This window comes from Prochlorococcus sp. MIT2309, assembly GCF_059772305.1.
Genome location: NZ_CM186282.1, coordinates 201,811 through 219,310, shown reverse-complemented (window position 1 = coordinate 219,310; position 17,500 = coordinate 201,811). Strand labels below are relative to the sequence as shown.

At 33.4% G+C, this 17,500-nt stretch carries 21 protein-coding genes; 18 read left to right on the top strand and 3 right to left on the bottom strand.

Annotated elements, in window-relative coordinates:
- Positions 1-42: 42 nt before the first annotated feature.
- Complete coding sequence (locus AC6EJA_RS01145) at positions 43-696, top strand: SDR family oxidoreductase (protein WP_498502697.1); 654 nt, start codon at positions 43-45, stop codon at positions 694-696.
- A gap of 34 nt (positions 697-730) precedes the next feature.
- Positions 731-913, top strand: coding sequence for a hypothetical protein (locus AC6EJA_RS01140; RefSeq protein ID WP_498502696.1), 183 nt, complete (start codon positions 731-733; stop codon positions 911-913).
- 33 nt (positions 914-946) lie between these two features.
- Here AC6EJA_RS01140 and AC6EJA_RS01135 read toward each other — a convergent pair whose 3' ends face one another.
- On the bottom strand, positions 947-1,837 hold the full coding sequence (locus AC6EJA_RS01135) for a GNAT family N-acetyltransferase (protein WP_498502695.1): 891 nt from the start codon (positions 1,835-1,837) through the stop codon (positions 947-949).
- 115 nt (positions 1,838-1,952) lie between these two features.
- Positions 1,953-2,567, bottom strand: coding sequence for a PCC domain-containing protein (locus AC6EJA_RS01130; protein ID WP_498502694.1), 615 nt, complete (start codon positions 2,565-2,567; stop codon positions 1,953-1,955).
- A 268-nt stretch (positions 2,568-2,835) separates the two neighbouring features.
- On the opposite strand from AC6EJA_RS01130, the gene AC6EJA_RS01125 reads away from it, so the two are divergent.
- Positions 2,836-3,405 (top strand): CDP-alcohol phosphatidyltransferase family protein, encoded by a 570-nt coding sequence (locus AC6EJA_RS01125; protein WP_498502693.1) that lies wholly within the window; start codon positions 2,836-2,838, stop codon positions 3,403-3,405.
- On the opposite strand, the gene AC6EJA_RS01120 is transcribed toward AC6EJA_RS01125, so the two are convergent.
- Positions 3,365-4,279 carry an NAD-dependent epimerase/dehydratase family protein gene (locus tag AC6EJA_RS01120; RefSeq protein ID WP_498502692.1) on the bottom strand — a complete coding sequence of 305 codons (915 nt, stop codon included), beginning with the start codon at positions 4,277-4,279 and terminating at the stop codon, positions 3,365-3,367. The two genes, AC6EJA_RS01125 and AC6EJA_RS01120, sit on opposite strands and share 41 nt — an antisense overlap.
- A 110-nt stretch (positions 4,280-4,389) precedes the next feature.
- On the opposite strand from AC6EJA_RS01120, the gene hisA reads away from it, so the two are divergent.
- The 15 genes from hisA to AC6EJA_RS01045 all read left to right on the top strand — a co-directional run bounded on the left by hisA (position 4,390) and on the right by AC6EJA_RS01045 (position 17,499).
- Positions 4,390-5,157: a 1-(5-phosphoribosyl)-5-[(5-phosphoribosylamino)methylideneamino]imidazole-4-carboxamide isomerase gene (hisA, locus tag AC6EJA_RS01115; RefSeq protein ID WP_498503519.1), complete on the top strand. Its 768-nt coding sequence runs from the start codon at positions 4,390-4,392 to the stop codon at positions 5,155-5,157.
- Positions 5,158-5,250: 93 nt separating this feature from the next.
- Positions 5,251-6,882 (top strand): DUF3685 domain-containing protein, encoded by a 1,632-nt coding sequence (locus AC6EJA_RS01110; RefSeq protein WP_498502691.1) that lies wholly within the window; start codon positions 5,251-5,253, stop codon positions 6,880-6,882.
- Positions 6,883-6,931: 49 nt separating this feature from the next.
- Entirely contained in the window at positions 6,932-7,489 is a 558-nt protein-coding gene (locus tag AC6EJA_RS01105; protein ID WP_498502690.1) for a thylakoid membrane photosystem I accumulation factor, read from the top strand.
- A gap of 181 nt (positions 7,490-7,670) precedes the next feature.
- On the top strand, positions 7,671-8,750 hold the full coding sequence (locus AC6EJA_RS01100; RefSeq protein WP_498502689.1) for a F420-0:Gamma-glutamyl ligase: 1,080 nt from the start codon (positions 7,671-7,673) through the stop codon (positions 8,748-8,750).
- Positions 8,751-8,777: 27 nt separating this feature from the next.
- Entirely contained in the window at positions 8,778-9,815 is a 1,038-nt protein-coding gene (locus AC6EJA_RS01095; protein ID WP_498502688.1) for a hypothetical protein, read from the top strand.
- Positions 9,816-9,823: 8 nt separating this feature from the next.
- A complete protein-coding gene (gene ruvX, locus AC6EJA_RS01090; protein ID WP_498503518.1) occupies positions 9,824-10,258 on the top strand; it encodes a Holliday junction resolvase RuvX in 435 nt (144 codons plus the stop codon).
- 62 nt (positions 10,259-10,320) lie between these two features.
- The gene (locus AC6EJA_RS01085) at positions 10,321-10,860 is read left to right on the top strand and encodes a DUF3727 domain-containing protein (protein ID WP_498502687.1); all 540 of its coding nucleotides are present in this window, start codon (positions 10,321-10,323) and stop codon (positions 10,858-10,860) included.
- Positions 10,861-10,865: 5 nt separating this feature from the next.
- Positions 10,866-11,369 carry a YqeG family HAD IIIA-type phosphatase gene (locus AC6EJA_RS01080; protein WP_498502686.1) on the top strand — a complete coding sequence of 168 codons (504 nt, stop codon included), beginning with the start codon at positions 10,866-10,868 and terminating at the stop codon, positions 11,367-11,369.
- A 1-nt stretch (position 11,370) separates the two neighbouring features.
- Positions 11,371-12,474 (top strand): glutamate 5-kinase, encoded by a 1,104-nt coding sequence (gene proB / locus AC6EJA_RS01075; RefSeq protein ID WP_498502685.1) that lies wholly within the window; start codon positions 11,371-11,373, stop codon positions 12,472-12,474.
- Positions 12,475-12,497: 23 nt separating this feature from the next.
- Positions 12,498-13,553, top strand: a complete 1,056-nt coding sequence (gene lpxD, locus AC6EJA_RS01070) for a UDP-3-O-(3-hydroxymyristoyl)glucosamine N-acyltransferase (protein WP_498502684.1) — start codon at positions 12,498-12,500, stop codon at positions 13,551-13,553.
- 9 nt (positions 13,554-13,562) lie between these two features.
- A complete protein-coding gene (gene leuB / locus AC6EJA_RS01065) occupies positions 13,563-14,645 on the top strand; it encodes a 3-isopropylmalate dehydrogenase (protein ID WP_498502683.1) in 1,083 nt (360 codons plus the stop codon).
- Positions 14,646-14,732: 87 nt separating this feature from the next.
- A complete protein-coding gene (locus AC6EJA_RS01060; protein ID WP_498502682.1) occupies positions 14,733-15,635 on the top strand; it encodes a phosphoribulokinase in 903 nt (300 codons plus the stop codon).
- A gap of 54 nt (positions 15,636-15,689) precedes the next feature.
- A complete protein-coding gene (locus AC6EJA_RS01055) occupies positions 15,690-16,202 on the top strand; it encodes a prepilin peptidase (RefSeq protein WP_498502681.1) in 513 nt (170 codons plus the stop codon).
- Positions 16,203-16,225: 23 nt separating this feature from the next.
- A complete protein-coding gene (gene accD, locus AC6EJA_RS01050) occupies positions 16,226-17,104 on the top strand; it encodes an acetyl-CoA carboxylase, carboxyltransferase subunit beta (protein ID WP_498503517.1) in 879 nt (292 codons plus the stop codon).
- Positions 17,104-17,499: a hypothetical protein gene (locus AC6EJA_RS01045; RefSeq protein WP_498502680.1), complete on the top strand. Its 396-nt coding sequence runs from the start codon at positions 17,104-17,106 to the stop codon at positions 17,497-17,499. Before accD ends, AC6EJA_RS01045 begins: the two co-directional genes overlap by 1 nt.
- Position 17,500: the final 1 nt, after the last annotated feature.

Genomic DNA, 17,500 nt, shown 5'->3' with positions numbered 1-17,500 from the left:
TTAACAAGATGAGCTATAAATAACAAAAAGTATTTATTACTAATGAGGATAGGAGTTTCAGGGGCTTCAGGAAAAACAGGCTACAGAATAGTTGAAGAAGCTTTGGTAAAAGGTTACGAAGTCGTGCCAATATTTCGTAAAAACTCCTTGATACCTAAATCATTAAGAACGCTTGATAAACGATCAACCTCCCTATTTGATAAACATGAACTTGATGAAACGTTAAAGGGGCTAGATATTTTAATCATCGCAACGGGTGCAAGACCATCTGTAGATTTAATATCTCCAGCAAGAATAGATGCATTTGGAGTCATAAATCAAGTCGAAAGTTGTAGGAGAGTTGGTATAAAAAGAGTGATATTAGTGAGTTCTTTATGCGCTGGGAAAATTTTTCATCCACTCAACCTATTTGGTTTAATACTTTTTTGGAAAAGAATTGGTGAACAAAAACTTGAAAGCAGTGGATTGGACTGGACAATTATCAGACCTGGAGGTCTAAGTGATAAAGAAGAAAATTTAGATAAAGAAGGAATTATTTACTCAGGTATGGATACTCAAAATGAAGGATCAATCCCAAGAAGACTTGTTGCACGATGCTGCATTGAATCAATCGATACAGACAAAGCTGTAGGTAAAATCATTGAAATCACAAGTAATACAGAACACCTAAATAAATCCTTAAAAAGTTCGCTTTGAATCTATAGTTAAACTATTGACTCCATTTTAAAATATGAAAACCAACGCAAAAATTGATGCGTTGCAATTAATGCTTACAGATTTAAGAACTCGCAATGAATCAGTTAGGCATAAAGCAGCTTTTAGGGGGTGTCAGCCAGAATTCCAATTATTGGTAACAAAGTTAATACATCAATTGGAACTGGAATTAAAGCAACAAAAGAACGAATTAAAGTAAAAAAAATGTAGAAAGGAGTTTGACAATATATTCTCAGCCAAGTTCTAAGCATGCTAATCCATATACTTGATTCATAGAAACCTTGGGCTTATTCCCCCTATACATGCGATATGTATGAGAAATTTCTTTAAACCCAAAACCCTTTAACAAATATGTTACGTATGGATTTGAACCTGGAGCATCAAGGAGAATTTGCCCAGAATGTGAAGTCAACAAATCACTTAGGATAATTTCTGCCAGTGGTGGAGTATCAGCAAGAAGAGGTCCAATTCTCCAGCCATTTTTCTCAGAAAGTAAACAAGGTCTTATTCGACCAAATCCATGGCAATTTTGATTATCGTCAACCAGAACTGATACATTGCCCTCAATGTGATCAAGCCAGTCAGATAAAAAATGAGGTCTCGGAGAAGGCTCCCTGTTTGCATCATAAAGCTGAACATTATTTGACTTAACTGATTTACCATCAAGAATTCTCAGATTCTCAAAATGCTCATCTTCATAAATCTTTTTAGTACCACATTCTCCAGAAAAATTACATTGCCAACGAGTCGTAATTGAGGAAATCCTAAATCCCCAATTTTGATAATCTTCTATTCGGGAGGTGGCCGCTTCCAAACCAATCAAAGGAGTATTTTTTAAATATTCAAGAGCATGTTTCCAAAGTTCTAACCCATAACCTTTACCTCGATATTCCCTCCTAACAATAAAAAGTCCAATAAAACCATAGTTAGGGTTATAACGCACACCCGCGATACAACCTATGGGAATGTCATCTAAGCACCCAATCCAAATACCTTGTTTATCAGTATTTCTGTAAATATTGACATCTCCCACTCCTGGAGCAAAACCCTCTGTTCTTGCCCACTCGGTAATTATAGGTATATCTATTGATGATATTGGTCTTATCTGAAATAAGGGATTCACAAGCGAAAAATCAAATTTTTTAACATATACACAATAATTACAAAATAGAAAATATGTTGATTTGCAAGGGAAAAAATTTAAATTTAAAATGAGATATTATTTAGTTACTTAACAACTAAATAAGTTTTCCATCCTCAGAAAGTTTAATCAAATTATCATAACCACCTATAAATTTATTATCAAAAAATATTTGAGGGAACTTGTAGTATTTACTTCTTTTATAAAGAGTTTTAAAATCATCATCATTGTTTATTTCATGAACATCAAATTTAAGACCTAGATTATTAAGAAACCTTATAGCTCTCTTTGACCAAGGACAATTTTTCAAAATGTAAACTTCGATAAATACTTTTTGATTGGTTATTGAAGAATGCTCAGCTTGAAAAAAAGAAACATTTGAAACTGAATAATCACAACCCAGTAATATATCAACATTTTTAGCTACAATAGTTCCTTTTAAGATATGACCTCCAAAAGCCTGACAATTAGAATTAGAAACACATAAATGTAAATGAGCCTTGTCATTAGTAATAAAACCATTAAGACTTAAAATTTCCAATTCCTCCTCAACTATTACAGGATCTTTTTGACCAGGACATTCAAAAGTTGCTCTTGATAAATTACCAACAATGCTAAGAACAAAAAAGTCTTTGTTCTCGTTTTTTGATATAGTTAGTAAAGAAGACAAAAGATCTCGACCTGAGGATATTTTGAAGGAAAGTGATTGCATTTCTCTTAAATTAATATTTCCATAAGAAAAAGTATTTATTAATAACTATGACTTATCCAAACGTTTAACAATATAACTCATCGAAACTAAGGAAGCTAAAAAAACAAGCAGTAAGAAATAAGTCACAGGAATAATATAAATATTGACTATTATTACACTATTCTGTAATTTTATCAAATAGGTTTATTTGTTGTATTATTTTAGAATATTTATATACTAATATAGTTTTAAATCCTCAATTTTTTAAATCATTACATAATGTTTAACTATGCGATATTTTCTAACTAGAAATAAAATTTCATTATCAAGGCAATTAGCAAATATTATTACTATGCTTCGCCTATTTTTAGCATTACCATTAATTTACTCTTTTTATAGAGATAATCTAAGTCTTGCGTTTATATTAATTATTGTAGGAGCTTTTTCAGATATACTTGATGGATATTTTGCAAGGAAAGCCGGTGGAGGCTCTCAGTGGGGGGCAAAACTAGATCCCCTAGCTGATAAGATCTTAATTTTTATTCCAATAATTTGGCTTACAGAGAGTGGAATTATACCTTTTTGGGCCACTTGGCTTTTGTTTAGCCGAGAGCTCATAATTTCAACCTGGAGAGCTCAGCAAATTAGCGGTGGGCCAGCTTCATTGTTTGGAAAATCAAAAACAGTATTACAATTTACTAGTATATTATTAATGATCTGGCCCTCTACTTTAGGTGGCTATTATTACTCTAACATACTTAATAATCTTGGTTATATATTATTTTGGCCCTCATTATTATTGGCAATTGTATCTGCAATTAAATACCTAGATTTGAAAATATCTCTTCATCGCGACTGAAATCTGGATCAACAGTTGGATTTTTTTTATAATCATTTAAGTAACTATCTTTAAATCCATCTAATAAATTAAATTCAGGTTGCCAACCCAGATCTTTCTCTAGGGAGGCTATGCTTGTGTAGAAATTCTCTATCCTCAGAGGAAAAACTTTTCGTTCTTTAGAATTTAGTTTAGATGGATCGAAATAAATAAATTTCATGTTGTCAATATTTTTATTGCATACCTTACATGCAATCTCAACAATTCCATTAAAAGTTATTCCTTTCTTCCCAGAACAATTATAAATTTTATTTTTGGTATTTTCTTGTCTTAATGACAAGGCCATTGCAGAAGCAAGATCATTTACATGGCCAAGTTGTGTTATGGTTTCTCCATTGCCTGGAATTGGTATAGGTCTATTATTAATAATTCGATCAAAGAACCAACGTTCAATTGGATTATAATTACCAGGACCATAAATATATGTTGGGCGGAAACTTGTAAAGGGAATATCATTTTTGTATAGCCAATTTTCTGTCTCTGATTTTCCTATGTGTCTACTTTCAGGATCAATCTCAGAATCTTCTTCTAAGGGAATTTCAGAGCTTTTTTTATAAACACCTGCAGAACTAACATAAATGAGTCTATTAGTTGGAACTTTTGCAGATTCAATTAACAATTTTGTATCCTCAAGACTTCTTCCAGATGTATCAATAATTACGTCAAAATTATTTCCAGATAATAATTTAAGATCATTGTAGTTCTTTCTATCTCCTCTAATATGTTTAACACTTTTGGGTACTGGAAGTTTTCCTCTAGTAAAAAGAATTAGTTCATGACCATCTGCACGCAATTTTTTAACGAGAGACTTCCCAATGAATCGGGTCCCTCCCATGACGAGAATTTTCAAAGTTTTAAAGCGACACCTATATTGAAGCAATTAATGGGAACACCCATTAAAAACATTTACATGAGATTATTAATATGAGAACTAAATTATCTGGAATGGATGTTATCCCTGCAATAGATCTTCTTGATGGTAATTGTGTTCGACTTGAACAAGGCAAATACGACAAGGTATCACAATTCAATAGTGATCCAGTATCACAAGCACTTACATGGCAGAGGAAAGGGGCCAAGAGATTGCATCTAGTTGATCTTGATGGAGCAAAGACTGGTCAACCCATAAATGATGCTTCAATTAAAGCTATATCCAAAAATATCGACATTCCGATTCAAATTGGAGGTGGCGTTCGTTCTATTGAACGAGCACAGCAATTATTGGATTATGGAATTGATAAAGTAATTTTAGGAACGATAGCAGTTGAGAAACCTATTGAAGTAGCTCAAATTGTTGAAAAAAACCCAGGAAAAATAATTATTGGGTTGGATGCAAATAATGGGAAGGTTGCAACGAGAGGATGGACTTCAGAAAGTTCAATTAAAGCTGTTGACATGGCTGCTAAATATTCAAAACTACAAATTTCATCGATAATATCAACTGACATATCAACAGATGGTACCTTATCTGGTCCAAATATTGAATCACTTAGATCGATCGCAAATTCAAGTAAGAAGCCGGTCATAGCTTCTGGCGGCATAGGGTCAATTGCTGATCTTTTATCACTTTCTATTCTCTCTGAATATGGTGTAACAGGAGTAATAGTAGGTAGAGCCCTTTATGAAAGGAAATTTGAATTGGAGGATGCTATTGAGGCCTTATCAAATATTGATATCCAAGATTCCAATCAAAACAATGATTATATAAGTTGAGATTTAGATTCAATAACAAATCTCCACACATATCTGTTTTACTACTGGATTACTCAGAGAGAAGTCGTTACATTTATATTTAAGGATTACTTGGTGACTTGTTTGAAAAATGAAGAGGCAAAACAAATACTTTTACTTGCACCAGCACTATTGGGTGAATCATTAGAGTCTCAATTAGAAAAATCAGGAGAAAATATACAGGTGTCATTATCGGCTGAGCAATTAATAAGGCACCCAAACTTGGTTATTTGGTACTTCGATAACAACGAAATCCCTGCTTTTATCAATGATGAATTAATTCGTCTTAAAGAGAAATGGTTTCCTTCTCCAATACTTTTAATTCTTCCAAAAAATCTGAATCTTAGAACTGAACAACTTTTAGATTTAGATTGCAAAGGTATTATTCAAGAGCCAAGTCTAAAAGTTCTAAAAGAAACTATAGAGTTATTAATCAATGGTGGAAGAGTGGTAAAGCTCAATGAAAACAAAAATGAAAATGACAAATCCAATAAACTTAATGTAGGACTAGGGCAATGGCTTCTATTATCGGGCGTTTATCAAATCAATGAAGAAATATCAATTATAAATAATCAATTAACAATAAAATCTAACAATTTTTTTAAGGAATTTATATTAGAGGGGAGAAAAAGGGAACTTAATCAAGCAAAGAATCTTCTACATATATTTTGGGGTAATACGAAATATAATATGAGCAACAATAGGCAAGATAAAAAATTAAATACATCATTCGGTTACAAAACTGAAATAACAATAGATATAGAAAATCCCTATGCAGTACTTGATCAAATATCTAGCAGAGTAAACTCATCAATAAAAAAAGATCTTATTAATAACTCTGGCAACTTATTAGCCCTAGAAGCATTAAGACCAAAACATAAGTCAAAACTGCTGATTTCTATTTTTGAGCAATTTGAATTATTAATTAAAAAAATTAAATCTAAAAACAATACTGATATTGATAGTGTTCTTATCTGGGAAGAACTTCAGACAGAACTTAGAAAAGAATCAATAAGAAATTTAATAGGTCAATATGTGAGAATTAATTTTGAAGGTGAGGATGTTAGTTTCGATGAAAAGATTATATCAATGATTGACTTAACTGCCTCAGACGAAGAGTTACCGAAGCCCGTTCAGATGATTTCTGGTTTAGTAAACAATAAACCAATTGTCGTTAATGGTATTAACTTACCTCCTGAGGACCCAAGAGCACTTATTCTTCTTGAAAAATTGGTTATTAACTGGTTAGTAAGAACAGCTGAAATCATAAGCGCTGAATTTATTAATGCAAGTGCAGAATGGCCTGAAATAAGACAATTAATACTTTCAGATGAATTTATCTCAACGCGTGAATTAGACAGATATCGAAATCAGCTTAATAGTCAAGCCCAATTACAGAATCTTATACAAAGACCGATAAACTTATATGAAAGTAAAAGAGGACTCTTCACTTTCTCAAATAATGAGATTAAAGTAATTTATATCAATGAAGCAAGAGATAAAGAACTTGAGGAATTGTCCTGGATACCTAAGCAAGTTGCACTTTTAATTGAATTAAGAGATGCCCTTTCACCTCAAATACAAGCATTAGTTAAATATATAGGAGATATTATGGTAATAATCCTTACCAAAGTAATTGGTAGAGCTATTGGCTTAATAGGAAAAGGAATAGCTCAAGGTATGGGTAGAACCCTTTCAAAAGGATGAAATTGAATAAAAACTTCCCATACAATCCAAATTAAATTAAAACAAATTCATGAAACTAATTTTTAAAGGATTAATCACAGTAATTTTGATAATTTTTTCATTTTTTTCGAGAGTAGATGCTGCTCTTGATAATGACGATTATGAAGGCAATATATTTACAATAGTTACAGGTAATGGTGCTTTAGTTCCTCCTCAAACAACTTTAAAAGAAGCGTTACAAAACAAAAGAACATCAGTTTTAGTATTTTATTTAGATGATAGTAGAACAAGTAAAGCATTCGCACCAGTTGTATCAGGAATAAAATTACTTTGGCCTACCCAAATTGACTTAATACCTTTAACAACAGATGAACTACAAAATCAAAGAACCAAAGATAATTCTAATCCAGCGTATTATTGGAAAGGGAAAATCCCCCAAGTAGTAGTACTTAATGGAGAAGGTGAAATTGTTCTTGATGAGGAAGGTCAAGTACCAATTGATAAAATTAATGATGCAATATCTCAATCTACTGGACTTGAAGCACCTAACTTTACTGTAAGTATAAAAAGTTTTAATGAATACAATAGTGAAGCAGCAAAAGATGGTTATGCTGATCCAAGGAAATAAACTATATAAATATATAAATGAAGGTATGATTAATAATAAATGATAGAAAACTCCTCCTTTTCTTGAGAATATGATTATCTTTATATTATTATTAATTCTTATAGTTTTTTTTAGTTTTCTTGAGGTCTTTCATAAACTCAAACCAAACTCTCCTCTTCTATTATCTCCAAAGAACTGGTCGATGGATGAAATGAATAAAGGGATAAAGATATTTGGTTATTTAGAAATTATTAATCCACATAAGAGAATGGAGGTTATGATTCCATATATTGAACTTAAAGCTACTATTTTAGGAAAAAAATCATATATAATAAAAAATATAAATGTTAGATTCATACCAGATATTGACAAAGAACTCATAAGAAATGATAATTATTTGACCTCATTTATTATAAAAAGCAACTCAAAAGTTAATATAAAAGTTGAAGCAGATATTGAACTTGATTTTTTTATTGATGAGCAAAAGTACGTAGATTGTGTTTGGATTGATATCAACTGGCAAAACTACGGCCCCTTTGGTTTACTTAATCGTGAATTTAGTTTTGCTATCCCAAGTGAAATTGATATTAACAATACGGATATGGATCAACACAAATGGATTGAATTAAATGGTTTGAAAGTTCTACCTATTAAAACTCACTTACTAGGAATACTTGATGATCCAGTTGATGTAGTAAAAAACTACTGTAAAAAAATTATTCAACCTGGAGACATCATTACCATAGCTGAAACTCCATTGGCAATAATGCAAGGTAGATATTTATCACCCACAAATATCAATATTTCATTGTTAGCAAGAATACTATGTCAATATTTTCATCCTACTAGCAGTCTTGCCACGGCATGCGGAATGCAATCATTAATAAATATAATAGGTCCTTCAAGAGCATTGGTTTCATTTATTATTGGAGGCCTTTTTAAAATAATTAAGTTGAAAGGTGTTTTTTATATTTTAGCTGGAGAACAAGCAAGATTAATAGATGACATAACAGGAACAACCCCTCCCTATGATAAAAGAATTGTTCTCGGACCAATCAAACAAAATCAGATATGCTATGAATTAACTAAAACATTAGGTATTGCATCAGCAATAGTAGATGTTAATGATCTGGGAAGAATCAAAGTACTTAATAGCAGTAAAAATTGCGATGTATCTATCATAAAAAAAGCATTGAAAACAAATCCTGCGGGAAATGCCAACCAAAAAACTCCACTAGTTTTAATTAGAAAATCAGATAATCATTCACAAAAACTTAAATAAAGGAATAGATTTACATGAAGAGAAGAAATGATTTTGTTTAATTCTGAAAACAATTTTCTAAATATTGAACCACTGAGGGCCAAGCATTTGCCAATGCTGGCCTCAATTAAGCAATCAAAAAGAATGGGATGGATGCAAATCATGTTACTAAGGACCTGGTTAGCAGAAGCAGAGGACAAATTACAAGGGTTAGTTCCAAAGCGCCAGCCAAAATGCATTGTGGCCACTGAAAAAGATAATTTAATCGCTCTAGTTGTAATCCAGCCAAATAATCCAAGAGGAACTTGTTGGTGTGTAAGTTTGCCTGAATTTATAAAAGAACCAACTGAATCATCAAAAGGTGAAGTGCGTAAATTACTTTTAAAAGAAGCAATGAAAACAGAGAATAATATCGCGAAAAGTTGGATAGTAAGATGTCCATCTTTAGAGTCAGATCAATTAAGTCTTTTAAGAGAGTTGGGTTTTCAGCCGTTAAAAATAGTTAAAAATTGGAACTTTATAAATGATAGATTTTTAAATATCTCACTCTCAGATGACAAAAACTCTAGATGTTGGGACTCACTAAATAAAACAAATGCACCGGCATTGTGGAAGCTTAAGAAAAGATCAGAATCCGTACTAATTCGCGAAATACTTGATGGCCACTGGACAGACTTACTTTACAAGAATGAACCAGAGAATATTGTTTTACTTAATAACGACAAATCAAGAAGAGATGCTTTTCTGGGGTTTATTCAACCGTTATGTTCTGAAAATATTGTTTCATTAGAAATCATCCGAGATATTGCATGGGATGAAAGATTAAATAAAATTATACCTATTATTTTAAATTCACTTTTTAAAATTCAATCTGAAATTACATTAGAATCATCAACTGATGATGATCAATTAAACAAAATACTTAAGAATTATTGTAAAGAAGATTTAAATGAGTTTGTAATATTGGGAAAAACATTACTAAAAAGAAAATCAACAAGCAAATTAGCCTCACGGAGCAATTCATTGGAGTCAATTCTTGAGGGCTTAAAACCAAATCAACCGCCTCTACCAACACCTACAAAATAATGAAAAATATTTCAAAACCAAAACCTAAATCAGTACTGAGTTTGGATATTGGCAAAAAACGCATTGGAATCGCAGCCTGCGATCCACTAGGAATAACAGTCTCTAGGCTGCCGGCTCTTTTCCGAAATAATTTTGACCAAGACCTCAAAAAATTGAAATGTCTTTGTAACAGAAGAGATGTGCAAGGACTTGTTATTGGTCTTCCTTTGGATGAAAAGGGAAAATCAACAAATCAATCAGAATTTTGCAAAGAGTATGGAACCCGTTTAGCTTTGTCTTTAAAATTACCAATAGCTTGGGTAAATGAACATTCCTCAACATGGCAAGCAAAACAAAATCTATCTGTAAAAAACGATCGTTCAGGCAAACTAGACAGTGAGGCTGCTGCTCTGTTACTAGAACAATGGCTCCTCGAAGGGCCTGAATTTAGAATTGATAGATAGAGGGCATCCATACCTTCATTTCAATTTTTACCAGCTCAAACCCAAATAAAGGACAACACTAAATGTCTAATTCAGACTCAACAAACAATAACGATCAAGTCCCCACTCTTCTTCTTAAGGACAGCACAGGTAGTGATTTATTATGTTTTCTTGAGCAAATTGTTCCTATTGAAAATACTGAGTACGCACTTCTAACTCCAGTCGACACTCCCGTATCTCTTTTTAAGTTAAAAGAAGATAGTGACCCAGAACTTATTGAAACTATTGAAAAAAGTGAACCTATTCTTGAGGTTGCTGACGTTGTTTTACAAGAATACGATCTACAATTAATTCGATCAGCTCTAACACTTACTGTCTCAGGAGAGTTGGAAGAACCAGAAGCTGAAGAATTTGATGAAAATGAAATGAATGATGAATCTGAAACTTATGAACTTCTTGTAAGTTTCAAGGTAGAAAATGAAGAATATGGCCTTTACATACCTCTCGATCCTTTTTTTATTGTAGGGAAGATTGAAAATAATCAAGCAAAACTTGTTGAAGGAGATGAGTTTGACAGAGTTCAAGGAAAAATTGAAACTGAACTTGAAGAAAGAGGTCTTTAATCTTTATGTATAATTATCTTTTTAAGCCTGACTGGGATACTCATTTACTTTTAAATGAAATTTCTATTTCTCATTTAACTAAATTAAATTTAAAATATTTAATATTGGATGTTGACAATACAATATTATCTAGAAGAACTTTAATCATTCCCCAAAAAGTTAAACATTGGATTTTTGACTCCAAAAAATATTTCAAATTGCACTTAGTAAGTAATAATCCATCTGAGAAACGAATAAGAAATATTGCTAATCAATTAGAATTAGATTTTACTCATAGAGCATCAAAGCCCCGCAGAGATTCAACTTTAAAAGCATTAAAACGAATGAATTATCAAGAAAAAGAAACCTGTATAATTGGGGATAGAATTTTTACAGATATAATTTTAGGTAACCGATTAGGTATATACACAATTTTAGTTAAACCAATAAAAAAAGATGGATTGCCTAATAACAAAAGTATTACACAATATTTAGAAAGATCAATCTCATCATTATTATCAATCATTTAAAATGAGCGTTTGGGTTATAAAAATAGGTACAAGTCTTCTTAGAGGTGCTAATGGTTTTAGCACAGCAGAAGTCATTGAGAATATTTGCAGAAACATCGCAGAAACTAAAAACAATGGGCACAAAATAGTTGTTGTATCCAGTGGTGCAGTTGGTCTGGGATGTAGTCTTTTATCAATAAATGACCGCCCAGAGGAAATAGTTTCTTTGCAAGCGGCGGCTGCAGTAGGACAAGGTTATTTGATGAGCTTGTACGATAAATCAATGAAAAAGTTTGGATTCAATGTAGCTCAAATTCTTTTGACAAGATCTGAATTAAGCACTCAGAGATCTTATAAAAGTGCAACGTTAACATTGAAAAAGTTACTTGATTGGGGCGTATTGCCAGTTGTCAATGAAAATGATTCTGTTTCAAATGAAGAATTGAAATATGGCGACAATGATACTCTTTCAGCCCTAGTGGCAGGAGCAATATCAGCAGATCAATTAATACTTTTAACTGATATAGACAAACTTTATTCATCTGATCCAAGAATTAATAAGTCGGCAAAACCAATAACCGATATTCATCATCCCAATGATTTAAAAGATTTTCAAGAAAACTCAATCCATAAAAGTGATTGGGGTACAGGGGGAATCAAAACTAAACTTGAAGCAGCAAAAATTGCAACACAAAGAGGAATAAAAGTGCATCTTGCTGATGGAAGAAATCCAAATATTCTGAAAGAACTTTTCAATGGATCTAGAGGAGGTACGGTTTTTCATCCAAGCCCAAAACCTATTGGCAACAAAAAAAGTTGGCTAGCCAACGCTTTAAAGCCAGTAGGTTCGATTTTTCTTGACGATGGAGCAACAAATGCAATACAAAATCAAGGCGCTTCATTACTTCTTGTGGGGGTAAAAAAAATAAATGGTGAATTCTCTGCTAATCAACCAGTAAAACTCATTAACACTTCTGGTAAAGAGTTTGCTAGGGGAATATGCTCGTTAAGCAGTGAGCGAATTAAAGAGCAGCAATCGAGTCAACAACTCTCTGTAAAATCTCCGATAGTTATTCATAGAGATGTGTTGGTTCTAACTGACGACAATTTATTTAGATCAACTTAATTATTTTTCCGAAATCTATGCAAATGTATTTCAGCCAACTTATAAAAAAACTAAAACTTGGGGATTCAGGGTACAAATACTCCCAGCATAATTTAGATCCACAATTAAATGAGGGCGCATCAATCAATAATGCATGTATTGGGCAAATTACTTTTTTAGAGTCCGCATCAAATTTAACTGTGGAATTCAATAAAACAGGTGCTTCAGCGATACTAATTCCTGATGATAATAGTATTAAAGATAAGGCTTCGGAGATGAGAATAGCTTGGGCTAGCTTTGAAAATCCGAAACTTGCTTTTGCGGAAGCTTTAGAAATCTTAAAACCCAAGATTCCACCCGATTCAGGTATTCATCCCTCTGCAGTTATTGGTAAAAATGTAACTATTGGAAATTCCATTTATATTGGTGCCAATGTATTTATTGGAGATAATTGTAAAATTGGAGATAATACTGTTATTCATCCTGGTGTTGTTATTTATGAAAAAGTTAATTTGGGTAAATCTAACGAATTGCACTCAAATTGCGTAATTCAAACAGGATCTAATTTAGGGGATAACTGCATAATTCACTCTAATGCTGTGATTGGTTCTGAAGGTTTTGGTTTTGTTCCAACAGAAAAAGGATGGAGGAAAATGCCACAAACTGGGTCAGTTATTATTGAGGATAATGTTGAAATTGGATGCAATTCAAATATAGACAGGCCATCAGTAGGAGAGACCAAAATTGGGTCAGGGACTAAAATCGATAATCTTGTTCAGATTGGGCATGGAGTGGTTATCGGGAGAGGCTGTGCAATGGCATCTCAAGTTGGTATTGCTGGAGGGGCAAAAATAGGAGATGGAGTTATTTTGGCTGGTCAAGTTGGTGTCTCAAATAGAGTTGTGGTAGGCAACAGAGTTGTTGCCAGCTCAAAATGTGGAATACACACAGACATTGGGGAAAATATGGTTATCAGCGGATTCCCTGCAATTCCGAATAAACTGTGGTTAAGATGCTCGGCTAATTTCAAAAAGCTACCTGAAATTGCTAAGACATTACGTAAACTAAACGAAAGTTTTAATGCTAATCAACAAAACTAAATTCACTCAATGAAGAAATATTCAATAACCGTTCTTTCTGGAGATGGAATTGGACCAGAGATTACAGAAGTGACCACAAATCTTTTACTTAGCTTATGCAAAAAACATTCTTTTGATATTAATTTCAACTACAAACTTCTTGGGGGTGTTGCAATTTCAGAAACAGGTTCTCCACTTCCAGACGAAACTCTTAAAGCTTGCAAAGAAAGTGATGCAGTCTTAATGGCATCAATAGGGGATCCAAAATTTGATAATAATCCTAGAGATAAACGACCTGAGACTGGTCTTCTTAAATTAAGATCAGGTCTAAACCTATTTGCAAATATTCGGCCAGTAAAAATTCATAATGCTTTAATTGATTCAAGCTCACTTAAATCAGAAATAATAAAAAATGTTGATTTAATGGTAGTTAGAGAACTTACTGGAGGAATTTATTTTGGAGAACCTAAGGGAAGAGTTAAACACAAAGATACAGAAAGAGCTTTTAATACAATGTCTTATTCAACACCAGAAATAGATAGAATTGCAAAAATTGCTTTTGATTTAGCCACTAATAGAAAGAAAAAAGTTTGCTCCGTAGACAAAGCAAATGTTCTTGACGTAAGTCAACTTTGGAGAGAGAGAGTTAAATCAATCGCAAATGGTTTTCCAAGCATAGAACTCTCAAACCTATACGTAGATAATGCTGCTATGCAGCTAATAAGAGACCCCTCTCAATTCGATGTTATTTTGACTGGAAATTTATTTGGAGACATAATCAGTGATGAAGCAGCAATGCTTACAGGATCAATTGGTATGCTTCCCTCTGCCTCACTAAGCGAAAAAGGTCCAGGTTTATTTGAACCAGTGCATGGATCTGCCCCAGACATAGCCGGAGAGGATAAAGCTAACCCCATCGCCATGATTCTCTCGGCAGCCATGTTATTGAGAGTTGGTCTAAGTGAAAACGAGGCGGCTTTGGATATTGAGAATGCAGTAGAGGAGGTACTTGCTGGTGATTTCAGGACACCAGATATTGCCTCAGAAAACTCGAAAAAAGTTGGTTGTAATGAAATGGGTAAACTAATAACCCAAGCCCTTTCAACTTTGTAACAGTACAAAAAAATTAAAGTGTCTACTTTATTTGAAGATTTGGACATGTGACCTGCGAAGATCTTTAGGTCTGATTTCAAAGAATAAATGTCCAGGTCACATCCAGTTGTTGCTGTCACCGGTTCCTCAGGAGCAGGAACAAGCACTGTAAAAAGAGCCTTCGAACACATTTTCGCACGTGAGGACATTGTCCCCGCTGTTGTCGAGGGTGATAGTTACCATCGCTTCGAGAGAATGCCGATGAAAAAAGCTATGGCAGATGCCCTAGCTAAAGGTGAGAATTTTTCTCACTTTGGCCCTGAGGCTAATCTTTTCAATAAACTAGAGGAACTTTTCAGAACTTATGGAGAATCTGGCACGGGACAAAAGCGTTATTACTTGCACAGTCAAGAAGAGGCTGATGAACACAACTCTCGACTAGGAACATCTTTAACAGCTGGTCAATTCACCCCGTGGGAAGATATTCCAACAGGTACCGATATTCTTTTTTATGAAGGACTTCATGGTGGAGTTGCAGGCGATGATTATGACGTAGCGTCTTTAGCGGATTTATTAGTTGGAGTGGTACCTATAACAAACCTTGAATGGATCCAGAAAATACATAGAGATAATGCAGAGAGGGGTTATTCAGCTGAAGCAATTGTCGACACGATTTTGAGGAGAATGCCTGATTACATAAATCACATTTGTCCTCAATTCAGTAAGACTGATATCAATTTTCAAAGAGTTCCAACCATAGACACTTCAAACCCTTTCATTTGTAGAAATATACCCACACCAGATGAAAGTTTCGTAATTATTCATTTCAGAAAAGGTGCAAGAGAAAAATGGGGAATTGAATTCCAACACTTACTAGGAATGATTCATGATTCCTTCATGTCAAGTCCTACAAGTATTGTTGTAAACGGTGGAAAAATGGGATTTGCGATGGAATTAATACTTACCCCAATTATTCATAAAATGATTGAGGATAAAAAAAAGGGTTGCTGAAATAAATTAACCAGATTAATGTAAATAATAAAAGCCAATACTAATAGGAGTTTCTTGCTGAAAATATACTTGGAGATTATATTTATAATATTAATTACAAAGATATCAATAGACGATATTAAAAGATTATCAATAGCTGAAAAAGATTGTAATATGGGCATTTTTATTGGGTTTTTATTTCTTTATTCGAATATAAATGAATATAATTGGTCATCTTTTTCATCAGAAATTATAAATCATCTGATTTATTCAATTTCAATTATCCTTCTAATGATTTCAATAAAGGAAATATCCAAGTTTTTTACTAATAAAGAATGCTTAGGTATTGGTGATGCAAAGTTAGCTTCAATGTGTTCAATATGGCTGGGTCTTCAAGCTGTTTCTTTGGTATTGATACTGTCCTTTATCTCAGCTGGCTTATTTAGTTTTATCAGAATGAGCTTTTTTAAAACAAAACCATTTAGTGCAATTCCATTCACACCATTTATTTCATTTTTTTCATTTTTAATGTTGCTTTTAGGTGAAAATTGGTGGATTCGAAGCTGGGAAGCCCTTTGGGGGCTTTAAATAGAAAAAGATATATTTTTATCGTGTCTCTTTTTGACTGGTTTGCAGATCGACGCAAGGGCCAATTCGTTGGGAAGGTGATTCAGGAAACTGATGAAGGCGACGGGCTTTGGGGTAAATGCCCAGAATGCAGCCAAGTCGTTTATAGGAAAGATTTAGCGGCTAATGCCAATGTATGCAGTAACTGCGGCCATCACAACCGAATAGACAGTGCAGAAAGAATTAAATTAATTGCAGACCCAAATACATTTATCGCAATAGATCAAGATCTGTCACCAACTGATCCACTTGGCTTTAAAGACCGCAGAGCTTACGCTGATCGTCTTAGAGAAAGTCAATCAAGCACAGGAATGAAAGATGGGGTTGTTACGGGAACTTGCAAAGTTGAAAACATCAAAATCGCTTTAGCGGTAATGGATTTTCGTTTTATGGGCGGATCTATGGGATCTGTTGTGGGAGAAAAAATAACTCGATTAATTGAGAAGGCTACTCAAATGAGAATTCCATTGTTAATAGTCTGTGCCTCTGGAGGAGCAAGAATGCAAGAAGGGATGCTGAGTCTCATGCAAATGGCAAAAATATCTGGAGCACTTGAGCGTCACAGAGAAGCCGAATTACTTTATATGCCACTTCTTACCCATCCCACAACAGGGGGAGTTACTGCTAGTTTTGCAATGCTTGGAGACTTGATCCTTGCTGAACCAAAAGCCTTGATAGGTTTTGCAGGTCGAAGAGTTATTGAACAAACCTTGAGAGAAAAATTACCTGAAAATTTCCAAACGGCTGAGTACCTTCAAGAGCATGGTTTTGTTGACACAATTGTTCCGAGAACTCAATTCAGGAAAATATTTACCAAAATATTAAAAATACATGGAAATCATCCACTAGAGGATAAAAATTAATGACCTTAATAAAAAAACATTTGGATACTGTAAGAAATTATTTCCTTATATTTCTTTGCATATGTTTCACTATATTTTTTCAACAAAGTTCAGTAGAGGCAATCACCAACAATTGGGTTTATGTTCCTAAGAGTGAATTTGGTAGACAAGCCTGGGATAAGAACAGCTATAAGAAAAATCAAGATGGAATAATTAGAGTTTTGAGTAAATATGAACCTAAAGGTAGTGAAATTACAAAAGAAATTTTATACACAATGGCTATTGATTGCCCAGGAAATGCCTTTAAAGATATTTCTGTCAATGAAATAAATAACAACTCCTCTGAATGGAATAGTCCAAATGGAGATCAATTAATACAAGATGTAATAGACCAAGTTTGTACCTTTAAAAATTAAA

Excerpts from the sequence above, each read along its gene's own strand:
- AC6EJA_RS01125 (WP_498502693.1), top strand. The coding sequence starts at position 2,836 with ATGCGATATTTTCTAACTAGAAATAAAATTTCATTATCAAGGCAATTA.
- AC6EJA_RS01130 (WP_498502694.1), bottom strand. The coding sequence starts at position 2,567 with ATGCAATCACTTTCCTTCAAAATATCCTCAGGTCGAGATCTTTTGTCT.
- hisA (WP_498503519.1), top strand. The coding sequence starts at position 4,390 with ATGGATGTTATCCCTGCAATAGATCTTCTTGATGGTAATTGTGTTCGA.
- AC6EJA_RS01140 (WP_498502696.1), top strand. The coding sequence starts at position 731 with ATGAAAACCAACGCAAAAATTGATGCGTTGCAATTAATGCTTACAGAT.
- lpxD (WP_498502684.1), top strand. The coding sequence starts at position 12,498 with ATGTATTTCAGCCAACTTATAAAAAAACTAAAACTTGGGGATTCAGGG.
- AC6EJA_RS01095 (WP_498502688.1), top strand. The coding sequence starts at position 8,778 with ATGATTTTGTTTAATTCTGAAAACAATTTTCTAAATATTGAACCACTG.
- AC6EJA_RS01100 (WP_498502689.1), top strand. The coding sequence starts at position 7,671 with ATGGATGAAATGAATAAAGGGATAAAGATATTTGGTTATTTAGAAATT.
- AC6EJA_RS01120 (WP_498502692.1), bottom strand. The coding sequence starts at position 4,279 with ATGGGAGGGACCCGATTCATTGGGAAGTCTCTCGTTAAAAAATTGCGT.
- AC6EJA_RS01105 (WP_498502690.1), top strand. The coding sequence starts at position 6,932 with ATGAAACTAATTTTTAAAGGATTAATCACAGTAATTTTGATAATTTTT.
- AC6EJA_RS01145 (WP_498502697.1), top strand. The coding sequence starts at position 43 with ATGAGGATAGGAGTTTCAGGGGCTTCAGGAAAAACAGGCTACAGAATA.
- AC6EJA_RS01085 (WP_498502687.1), top strand. The coding sequence starts at position 10,321 with ATGTCTAATTCAGACTCAACAAACAATAACGATCAAGTCCCCACTCTT.
- leuB (WP_498502683.1), top strand. The coding sequence starts at position 13,563 with ATGAAGAAATATTCAATAACCGTTCTTTCTGGAGATGGAATTGGACCA.
- proB (WP_498502685.1), top strand. The coding sequence starts at position 11,371 with ATGAGCGTTTGGGTTATAAAAATAGGTACAAGTCTTCTTAGAGGTGCT.
- AC6EJA_RS01080 (WP_498502686.1), top strand. The coding sequence starts at position 10,866 with ATGTATAATTATCTTTTTAAGCCTGACTGGGATACTCATTTACTTTTA.
- AC6EJA_RS01045 (WP_498502680.1), top strand. The coding sequence starts at position 17,104 with ATGACCTTAATAAAAAAACATTTGGATACTGTAAGAAATTATTTCCTT.
- AC6EJA_RS01060 (WP_498502682.1), top strand. The coding sequence starts at position 14,733 with ATGTCCAGGTCACATCCAGTTGTTGCTGTCACCGGTTCCTCAGGAGCA.